Annotated in this window: 10 protein-coding genes; 7 read left to right on the top strand and 3 right to left on the bottom strand. The window is 61.3% G+C overall.

Features of this window, described 5'->3' with window-relative positions; translation table 11 throughout:
- Positions 1-36: 36 nt before the first annotated feature.
- Positions 37-813, bottom strand: a complete 777-nt coding sequence (locus PQQ95_RS25365; RefSeq protein WP_408442053.1) for an enoyl-CoA hydratase — start codon at positions 811-813, stop codon at positions 37-39.
- Positions 814-946: 133 nt separating this feature from the next.
- Between PQQ95_RS25365 and paaN the strand changes: the two genes are divergently transcribed.
- The 5 genes from paaN (at position 947) to paaK (ending at position 6,737) form a co-directional block, all read left to right on the top strand.
- Complete coding sequence (paaN, locus tag PQQ95_RS25360) at positions 947-2,647, top strand: phenylacetic acid degradation protein PaaN (RefSeq protein WP_408442050.1); 1,701 nt, start codon at positions 947-949, stop codon at positions 2,645-2,647.
- A 126-nt stretch (positions 2,648-2,773) separates the two neighbouring features.
- On the top strand, positions 2,774-3,976 hold the full coding sequence (pcaF, locus tag PQQ95_RS25355) for a 3-oxoadipyl-CoA thiolase (protein WP_408442048.1): 1,203 nt from the start codon (positions 2,774-2,776) through the stop codon (positions 3,974-3,976).
- A gap of 55 nt (positions 3,977-4,031) precedes the next feature.
- On the top strand, positions 4,032-4,823 hold the full coding sequence (gene paaG / locus PQQ95_RS25350; protein WP_408442047.1) for a 2-(1,2-epoxy-1,2-dihydrophenyl)acetyl-CoA isomerase PaaG: 792 nt from the start codon (positions 4,032-4,034) through the stop codon (positions 4,821-4,823).
- 1 nt (position 4,824) lies between these two features.
- Positions 4,825-5,298: a hydroxyphenylacetyl-CoA thioesterase PaaI gene (gene paaI / locus PQQ95_RS25345; RefSeq protein WP_408442045.1), complete on the top strand. Its 474-nt coding sequence runs from the start codon at positions 4,825-4,827 to the stop codon at positions 5,296-5,298.
- A gap of 134 nt (positions 5,299-5,432) precedes the next feature.
- Positions 5,433-6,737 (top strand): phenylacetate--CoA ligase PaaK, encoded by a 1,305-nt coding sequence (gene paaK, locus PQQ95_RS25340; protein ID WP_408442042.1) that lies wholly within the window; start codon positions 5,433-5,435, stop codon positions 6,735-6,737.
- Positions 6,738-6,851: 114 nt separating this feature from the next.
- On the opposite strand, the gene mltA is transcribed toward paaK, so the two are convergent.
- Positions 6,852-7,976, bottom strand: coding sequence for a murein transglycosylase A (mltA, locus tag PQQ95_RS25335; RefSeq protein WP_408442039.1), 1,125 nt, complete (start codon positions 7,974-7,976; stop codon positions 6,852-6,854).
- A gap of 28 nt (positions 7,977-8,004) precedes the next feature.
- On the opposite strand from mltA, the gene PQQ95_RS25330 reads away from it, so the two are divergent.
- Entirely contained in the window at positions 8,005-8,166 is a 162-nt protein-coding gene (locus PQQ95_RS25330) for a hypothetical protein (RefSeq protein ID WP_408442037.1), read from the top strand.
- Positions 8,167-8,211: 45 nt separating this feature from the next.
- Here the strand turns inward: PQQ95_RS25330 and apaG are convergent, their stop codons facing one another.
- A complete protein-coding gene (apaG, locus tag PQQ95_RS25325) occupies positions 8,212-8,586 on the bottom strand; it encodes a Co2+/Mg2+ efflux facilitator ApaG/CorD (protein WP_054036748.1) in 375 nt (124 codons plus the stop codon).
- 288 nt (positions 8,587-8,874) lie between these two features.
- Between apaG and rpe the strand changes: the two genes are divergently transcribed.
- Complete coding sequence (gene rpe / locus PQQ95_RS25320) at positions 8,875-9,558, top strand: ribulose-phosphate 3-epimerase (protein ID WP_408442034.1); 684 nt, start codon at positions 8,875-8,877, stop codon at positions 9,556-9,558.
- The last annotated feature ends 30 nt before the right edge of the window (positions 9,559-9,588 follow it).

Here is a 9,588-nt window from a genome sequence, read left to right as displayed (position 1 = left end):
ACACTCACCCTTGCAAGCGTTATTTTGACAAGCGTATTACCGATGCTTGAAAACCGGTTTGCGCTTCTCAACGAACGCAGCCATCCCCTCCTTCTGATCCTCAGTAGCGAAGAGCGAATGGAAGAGGCGGCGTTCGAAATGCACACCCTCCGCGAGCGTCGTTTCGTATGCACGGTTAACCGACTCCTTGATCATCATCACCGCCGGTAACGGGAATTCAGCGATGGTCGCGGCCGCAGCCACCGCCTCATCAAGCAGGGAAGCAGCGGGAATCACCCGCGAGACCAATCCCGCGCGTTCGGCCTCCGCAGCGTCCATGAAGCGGGCGGTCAGACAGAGGTCCATCGCTTTCGCCTTGGAGACTGCGCGCGGGAGCCGTTGTGTGCCACCGGCGCCCGGCATGACACCGAGCTTGATTTCCGGCTGGCCGAATTTCGCTGTATCGGCGGCGAGAATAATGTCGCACATCATTGCCAGTTCGCAGCCGCCCCCAAGCGCAAATCCCGCCACTGCAGCAATAATCGGCTTGCGGATGGAGCGCACCGCTTCCCAGTTGCGAGTGATGTAATCGCCTTTGTAGACGTCCATATAGGTGTAGGTCGCCATCATGCCGATGTCGGCTCCAGCGGCGAACGCTTTCTCGCTGCCTGTCACCACGATCGCACCAATCGCGTCGTCGGCATCGAATTCACGTAGCGCTGTACCCAGTTCGTCCATCAACGCGTCGTTCAGTGCGTTCAACGCCTTCGGGCGATTTAACGTGACCAACCCGACCCGTCCGCGCGTCTCAACCAGAATGTTTTCGTAAGCCATGTTGCCTCCTAATAGTTAGTGGCGCGCAAAAAACGCTTCGCGCGGCTGTCTCAGTAATGCTACCATTCACCAACCAACCGGTCGGTCAATTATTCGACAGGCTTTTCCCAACGTACAGCCAAGCCCCTCTGCCATGACACATCCGCTATTCACCAAGCACGAAGACACGCTGCAAAAGGCACTTACCGCGGTTGAAACGCGCGGCTACTGGAGTCCGTTCGTCGAGATGCCCAGTCCGAAAGTGTACGGGGAAACAGCTAATGCCGACGGCGAAGCCGCATTCAAGGCGCATCTGAACAAGGCGTTCGAACTGGACCAGCCGTCAACTGGAGAAACGGTCGGCGCCGAAATCTCGCCGTTCGGGTTTCCGCTCGGCGTACGCTATCCGAAGGCCAATCCCGACGCGCTGATCTCCGCCGCAGCAGTTGCACAGCGCGACTGGCGCGCAGCCGGCCCGCAAGCGTGGATCGGTGTGTGCCTCGAAATCCTCGCGCGCGTGAATCGCGCCAGTTTCGAGATCGGCTACAGCGTGATGCACACGACCGGTCAGGCGTTCATGATGGCCTTCCAGGCCGGCGGCCCGCACGCGCAAGACCGTGCGCTCGAGGCGGTTGTGTACGCATGGGACCAGCTCCGCCGCATTCCCGCCGACGCTCACTGGGAAAAACCACAAGGCAAAAATCCGCCGCTCGCGATGCACAAGCGCTACATTGTTGTGCCGCGCGGCACCGGCCTCGTGCTCGGCTGCTGCACCTTCCCGACGTGGAACGGCTATCCGGGCCTCTTCGCCGATCTGGCCACCGGCAACACTGTTATCGTGAAGCCGCATCCGGGTGCAATTCTGCCGCTCGCGCTGACCGTGCGCATCGCGCGCGAAGTGCTGCGCGAAGCCGGATTCGATCCGAACGTTGTTACGCTGTTGGCCACTGAACCGAACGACGGCGCGCTGGTTCAGGACCTGGCTCTGCGCCCTGAAATCAAATTGATCGATTTCACGGGCAGCACGCAGAACGGCACCTGGCTCGAACGCAATGCACACCAGGCTCAGGTCTACACCGAAAAAGCCGGTGTCAACCAGATCGTGATTGACTCGGTCGACGACATCAAAGCCGCCGCTCGCAATATCGCCTTCTCGCTCGCGCTGTACTCGGGACAAATGTGTACCGCGCCGCAAAACATCTATGTGCCGCGCGACGGTATCCGCACCGCTGACGGCACGCTCGGCTTCGACGAAGTCGCTCAGACCATCGCCGGCGCCGTGCAAAAACTGGTCGCAGACCCGGCTCGCGCCGTTGAACTGCTTGGCGCGATCCAGAACGAAGGTGTCGCTCAACGCATTGAGGAAGCCAGCAAGCTCGGCCGCGTTCTAGTAGAAAGCCAAACGCTGGAACATCCCGCTTTTGCCGGTGCCCGCGTACGCACGCCGCTCGTTCTCCAACTGGATGCCGCTACCGACCACGCACAGTTCACCAAAGAATGGTTCGGTCCGATCTCATTCGTGATCGCAACGGACTCGACAGCGCAGTCGCTCGACCTTGCTGGCGCAATCGCCGCCGAACATGGCGCGCTGACGCTGTCGGTTTACAGCACGAATGAAGCCGTGCTCGAAGAGGCGCACGAAACATCGATCCGCGGCGGCGTAGCCCTCTCGATCAATTTGACGGGCGGCGTATTCGTCAATCAATCGGCGGCCTTCTCCGACTTCCACGGCACGGGCGCAAACCCGGCGGCAAATGCCGCGCTGGCCGACGCAGCTTTTGTCGCGAACCGCTTCCGCGTTGTTCAAAGTCGCGTTCATGTTGAACCGAAAGCAGCACCGGCGGTAGCTGGCTGAATGGCATAAGACAAAAGCACGGCTTTCGTCCTATGCCGTTTGGCCGAATGGACCGAGCCGTGCGCCGCAACTAACATGAGACATCGGATCGGTATGTCCCGCCGGTCCCTCCCAGCAGGAACCCACATGAACGACGCCTTCATTTGCGACGCGATTCGCACCCCAATCGGCCGCTACGGCGGCGCCCTGAAGGATGTCCGTGCCGACGACCTCGGTGCGGTACCGATCAAGGCGTTGATCGAACGCAATGCCAGTGTCGACTGGCAGGCCCTCGACGATGTGATCTATGGCTGCGCCAATCAGGCCGGTGACGACAACCGCAACGTGGCCCGCATGGCTGCTTTGCTGGCCGGCTTGCCTACGAACGCGTCCGGTACGACCCTCAACCGTCTGTGCGGCTCGGGTATGGACGCGGTCGGCACCGCGGCGCGCGCCATCAAGGCCGGCGAAGCGCGGCTGATGATTGCAGGCGGCGTCGAAAGCATGACGCGTGCGCCGTTCGTGATGGGCAAGGCCACCAGCGCATTTTCACGGCAAGCCGATATTTATGACACGACCATCGGCTGGCGTTTCATCAATCCGTTGATGAAGCGTCAATACGGTGTCGATTCGATGCCGGAGACCGCGGAAAACGTGGCCGTCGAGTTTGGCATTAGTCGTGCGGATCAGGACGCCTTCGCTCTGGCGAGCCAGCAAAAGGCAGCTCGCGCGCAGCGCGACGGCACGCTTGCTCAGGAAATTGTCGGCGTTGAAATCGCGCAGAAGAAAGGCGATCCCATCCGCGTGACGCTCGACGAGCATCCGCGCGAAACGTCGCTCGAAAGCCTGGCCAAGCTCAAAGGCGTGGTCCGCCCCGACGGCAGCGTGACCGCCGGCAATGCATCGGGCGTGAACGACGGTGCATGCGCACTGCTGCTCGCAAATCAGGATGCCATCGAACAATACGGTTTGCGTCGCCGCGCACGAGTGGTGGGCATGGCGACGGCGGGCGTGGAGCCGCGCATCATGGGCATCGGCCCGGCGCCGGCCACGCAAAAGCTGTTGAAGCAACTGAACATGACACTCGATCAGTTCGACGTGATCGAGTTGAACGAAGCCTTTGCATCGCAGGGGCTGGCGGTTTTGCGCACGCTCGGTCTGCGCGACGACGATCCACGCGTCAATCCGAATGGCGGAGCGATTGCGCTCGGTCACCCGCTCGGCGCTTCGGGCGCGCGTTTGGTTACCACAGCGCTTTATCAGCTTGAACGAATCAATGGCCGCTTCGCGCTGTGCACGATGTGTATTGGCGTGGGCCAAGGCATCGCATTGGTGATCGAACGGCTCTGACACTAACGCCGCATAGGCCGCCCCACCGGTCAAAAAGACTTTGAGGAGACACCCAATGTCATATGAAGCGATTCGCGTCGACATCGATACATCGAGCCGCGTCGCGACCATCACATTGAGCCGCCCGGACAAGCTCAACAGCTTTACGCGCGCGATGCACCAGGAATTGAGCACCGCACTCGACCAGGTCGAAGCATCCGGCGTCCGCGCCCTCGTGCTGACCGGTGCTGGCCGCGGCTTCTGCGCGGGACAGGATCTCGCCGATCTCGACTTCACGCCGGGCGCAATGACCGATCTGGGCGAACTGATCGACGCATATTTCAATCCGCTGATTCGCCGCCTGCAAGCATTACCGTTGCCCGTGATTGCCGCGGTCAACGGCACGGCCGCCGGCGCCGGCGCCAATCTCGCGCTGGCTTGCGATCTCGTGCTGGCCGCACGTTCGGCTAATTTCATTCAGGCATTCGTCAAGATCGGCCTCGTGCCGGACTCGGGTGGCACGTGGTTCCTGCCGCAACGCGTCGGCATGGCCCGCGCCCTGGGCCTCGCCATCACCGGCGACAAACTGGGTGCGGAAAAAGCCGAAAGCTGGGGGCTGATCTGGCAAGCGGTCGATGACACCGAACTGGCCGCCACAGCAAACAAACTTGCGGCACAACTCGCGCATCAACCCACGCGCGCCATCGCCGCGATCAAGCAGGCAATGCGCACTGGTGCGACACAAACGCTGGATCAGCAGCTCGATCTCGAACGCGATCTGCAACGCGAACTCGGTGCTTCGCACGATTACGCGGAAGGTGTGCAAGCGTTCGTGGAAAAACGCGCGCCGCGCTTCGAGGGTCGCTGATATGTCCACGCAACCAAATCACCCCGCCCAAATGACACCTGACGAACTCGCTCGCGCAACCGCGGCCGCCATGTACGAGAACGACGCGTGCAGCCGGGCGCTCGGCCTCGAAATCGTAGAAGTACGCCCAGGGTACGCGCGCCTGCGCATGGCTGTGCGCGACGACTTCCTGAACGGCCATCAGATTTGCCACGGCGGCCTGATTTTCACGCTCGCTGATTCGACATTCGCTTTTGCCTGCAACACGTACAACATCAACACGGTTGCAGCGGGCTGCTCGATCGAGTTCCTGCGGCCCGTACGAGGCGGCGACGTGTTGACGGCTGAAGCAGTCGAACAAACGCTGAGCGGCCGCACCGGCATTTACGATATTCGCGTCACGAATCGCGCAGAGGAAACCGTCGCGATGTTTCGCGGCAAATCTGCCCAGATCAAAGGCAACCTGATTCCTACCGGTGATCGAACAGTAGATTGAACAGCGGAGCCGCGACCTGTTCGCGGCACATTGGCAGCACCTGAATAGATAGTAGATAGCAGCGAGTCCCCGGTTTTTGCGCGAAAGCGCACCGCACCCCAGACCCAAGCATTGAGGCAGCAAGGAGACATTCGATGACCACCGCCCTTCCGCTCGATCCCATCGAGACAGCCAGCCGCGACGAGCTCGCCGCGCTCCAACTCGAACGGCTCAAATGGTCGCTGAACCACGCTTACGAGAATTCACCCGTCTATCGGAAAAAATTCGATGAGGCCGGCGTCCACCCGAGCGAAGTGAAGACCCTCGCGGACCTGGCGCGCTTCCCGTTCACCACCAAGAAGGATCTGCGCGACAGCTACCCGTTCGGTATGTTCGCGGTGCCGCAGGAACAGATCTCGCGGATCCACGCGTCGTCCGGGACCACGGGCAAACCGACGGTGGTTGGCTACACGGCGCGCGATATCGATACGTGGGCGAATCTCGTCGCACGTTCGGTCCGTGCCGCTGGCGCGAAACGCGGTGACAAGGTTCACGTGAGCTACGGCTACGGTTTATTCACAGGCGGCCTCGGCGCACACTACGGCGCCGAGCGCGCAGGGCTGACGGTGATCCCGTTCGGCGGTGGTCAGACAGAAAAGCAGGTGCAACTGATTCAGGACTTCCGGCCCGACATCATCATGGTGACGCCGAGCTATATGTTGTCCATCGCCGACGAACTCGAACGGCAAGGCGTCGATCCGGCGAATTGCTCGCTGCGTATCGGCATCTTCGGTGCGGAACCCTGGACCAACGACATGCGCCAGGCGATCGAAAAGCGCATGGGTATTGACGCTGTGGATATCTACGGTCTGTCTGAAGTGATGGGACCCGGTGTCGCCTCGGAATGCGTCGAGACTAAAGACGGCCCAACCATCTGGGAGGACCATTTCTACCCCGAGATCATCGACCCCGAAACCGGCGAAGTACTGCCGGATGGCGAGCTCGGCGAGCTGGTATTCACCTCGTTGACCAAGGAAGCATTGCCGATCGTCCGATACCGAACGCGCGATCTGACGCGCCTCCTGCCAGGCAGCGCACGCACCATGCGCCGGATGGAAAAAATCACAGGCCGTTCAGACGACATGATGATCGTGCGCGGCGTCAACGTGTTCCCAACGCAGATCGAAGAATTGCTGCTCAAGCAACGCGCCCTCGCGCCACACTATCAAATCGTGCTGACGAAGGAAGGACCGCTCGATGTATTGACGTTGAACGTCGAGCCCTGCCCGGAATCAGCGCCGGATGCTGCCGCGCTGACCACGGCAAAACAGGCACTGACGTACGACATCAAGGCGCTGATTGGCGTCAGCGCAATCGTGAACGTGCTGGGCGTGAACGGCATCGAGCGTTCGGTAGGCAAAGCACGGCGAGTGGTGGACAAGCGGAAGTCGGGGCTTTGAGCGAAGCGCCAAATGTTGATGCCTGATAACGGCACTGATCGGTGTCAGCGCCGTTATCAAACCAGGAATCAGGGCTCAGGGCTCAGAAAAAACCGCCACCGCCCCGCCAAACCCTCACGAATTCGGCAACAGCAACCACATCCGGCCACCCTGCTTCATCTTGCCGGCCAGATCGCCGGCATCGTCGCCGAGACCCCAGAAGTAGTCCGCGCGCACGCCGCCCTTGATTGCGGAACCCGTGTCCTGCGCAAAGACGAGACGATTCATCGGCGAGTTCGTCAACGGACGTGTGGTCTGCAAGAACACCGGCGTACCCAGCGGAATCGAAGCCGGATCCACCGCAATCGATCGCTCCGGTGTCAACGGCACGCCTAGCGCACCAATCGGACCATCCGCCCCGCCGCTCGGCACACTCTCACCGGACGGCATCTCGCGGAAGAACACGAAGCGTGGATTCGTATCGAGCAACGCGTCGACCCGCGCCGGGTTCGCGCGTGCCCATGCCTTGATGCCTTGCATGGTCGCCTGCGCCGGCGTCAATTCACCGCGATCGAGCAGCCAACGCCCAATCGACTTGTACGGTTGATTGTTGGTGCCGCCGAATCCCACCCGCATCACGCTGCCGTCTTCCATCACGACGCGCCCGGAGCCCTGCACTTGCAGGAAGAACGCTTCGATCGGATCGTCGACCCACACGAGTTCATTACCATTGAGCACGCCTGCTCGCTCGAGTTGCGCACGCGCGGGCAGCGGTGCACCCGCGCGATAGCCGGATGGCCAGCGGTACAGCGCCGTCTGATATACGCCATGCCGCGTACGCGAGCCCCGCAGCAACGGCTCGTAGTAGCCGGTGACAAGGCCGTCGAGCGTGCCGTCGTTATTGGCTAGCTGGAACGGCGTGAAATACGCCTCGAAAAATGCCCGCGCACTGATGACATCCAGATCGTCGATCTGCGAAGCCGCCGCGCATGCGCGGGCCCAATTCGGTTGACGGGCAAGCCTCAGGCAGTTTTGCCGCAACGCGGCCGTTGCGCCGATCAGCGAATCGTCCTGCCACCCTGGCACCTGCTGCCAGGCTACGGCGGTGAGCCGTGTTGCGGCGATCTGCCCAGGTATGATCGCCGCACCCGTGGGCGGCGAAACCGAAGGCCGGACTGCACCGCCGCCTCCGCAGGAAGCCAGCATCACCGCAACCGAAAGCGCGCCGAGCCATGCTCCGGCCGTGCGGACAAAACGCATACAATGTTCGTTCTTGATGGAAACCGCCATGTCTGATCTGTTCGACGAATACCCGATGCTCATCTTCGCGCTGGAATCGCTCCTCGCGCTCTTCCTGCTCGTCTTTATTGTTGTCTGGACGTCGTCCGGCAAGAAAAAGGCCGCGCGCGCCGCCACCCATGAACAGCAAAAGCAGAAAAAGTCCCAGTAAAGCTGCGTCGTAGCGCTTTTAAAGACCTCGCGTCACGCACTCGGTTCAATGCAAAGTACGCGGCATCCGCAGAATGAACTCGGGCACGGGTGCATCGAAACGCTCGCCGTCCTCCGCCACGCAGAAATAGTCGCCGCGCATGGTGCCGACGGGCGTCGCGATGACGGCCCAACTCGTATATTCGAAGTGCTCGCCCGGTTTGAGCAGCGGCTGATGCCCCACTACGCCCAGGCCTTTCACTTCCTGCACATTGTTTTCGCTGTCGGTGATCACCCAGTGACGCGCAATCAACTGCGCGGGCACCTGACCGCTGTTACGGATGGTCAGCGTGTATGCAAACGCATACTGGCGGCGCTCCGGGTCCGACTCTTCGGGCAAAAACTGCACCTGCGCCGAGACGCTGAATTCGTACTGGCTCATCCTGATTCCGGTCTGGTGAAGCGGCGTGTGAAAAATCGCGGGAAGCCCCGAACGCCAAAGGTTTGCGGGCGAATTGGCGAAGCGGTGCATATGGTTTGGCATTCTGCTTGATGCGCGGCACGCCCGCAACCGGACAAATCCCTCTGGCCAAGGGCAGCTAAGACGTTTTGTCACTTCTACCGAGCCGCGCCCAAACCGGCCTCAAATCGGCCTCAATCCACCCGCAAACCGGTTCAGAAGCGCACAAAACGGTAAAATAGCGTTTTCCCGCTTGCATCCGCCCCCGCCATGACGCAATTCCGCATCGCTCCCAGCATTCTGTCCGCCGATTTCGCCCGCCTCGGCGAAGAAGTCCGCAACGTTGTCGCCGCCGGCGCCGACTGGATTCACTTCGACGTGATGGACAACCACTACGTGCCGAACCTGACGATCGGCCCGCTCGTGTGCGAAGCGATCCGCCCGCACGTGAACGTGCCGATCGACGTGCACCTGATGGTGCGCCCGGTCGACCGCATCGTGCCGGACTTCGCCAAGGCCGGCGCGAACCTGATCAGTTTTCATCCGGAAGGCTCGGACCATATCGACCGCACGCTGTCGCTGATTCGCGACCATGGTTGCAAGGCCGGCCTCGTGTTCAATCCGGCCACGTCGCTGAATCATCTGGATTACGTGATGGACAAGGTCGATCTGGTGTTGATCATGTCGGTGAATCCGGGCTTCGGCGGCCAATCGTTCATTCCCGAGGCGCTCGTCAAGTTGCGCGAAGCACGTAAGCGGATCGACGCCTACAAGGAAAAGACCGGCCGTGAGATTCATCTCGAAGTAGACGGCGGCGTGAAGGTCGACAACATCGCGGAAATCGCAGCGGCTGGTGCAGACACATTCGTGGCCGGTTCGGCGATTTTCGGCGCGCCGGATCACAAGGTGGTGATCGACAAGATGCGCGCCGCGCTCGCCAACATCGAGCACTGACCGGACGCCGACACCGATCGATCCCCGGGA

It is taken from the genome of Paraburkholderia caffeinilytica (assembly GCF_046030355.1).
Lineage (GTDB): Bacteria > Pseudomonadota > Gammaproteobacteria > Burkholderiales > Burkholderiaceae > Paraburkholderia > Paraburkholderia caffeinilytica_B.
This window is presented reverse-complemented; position numbering and strand designations above follow the sequence as displayed.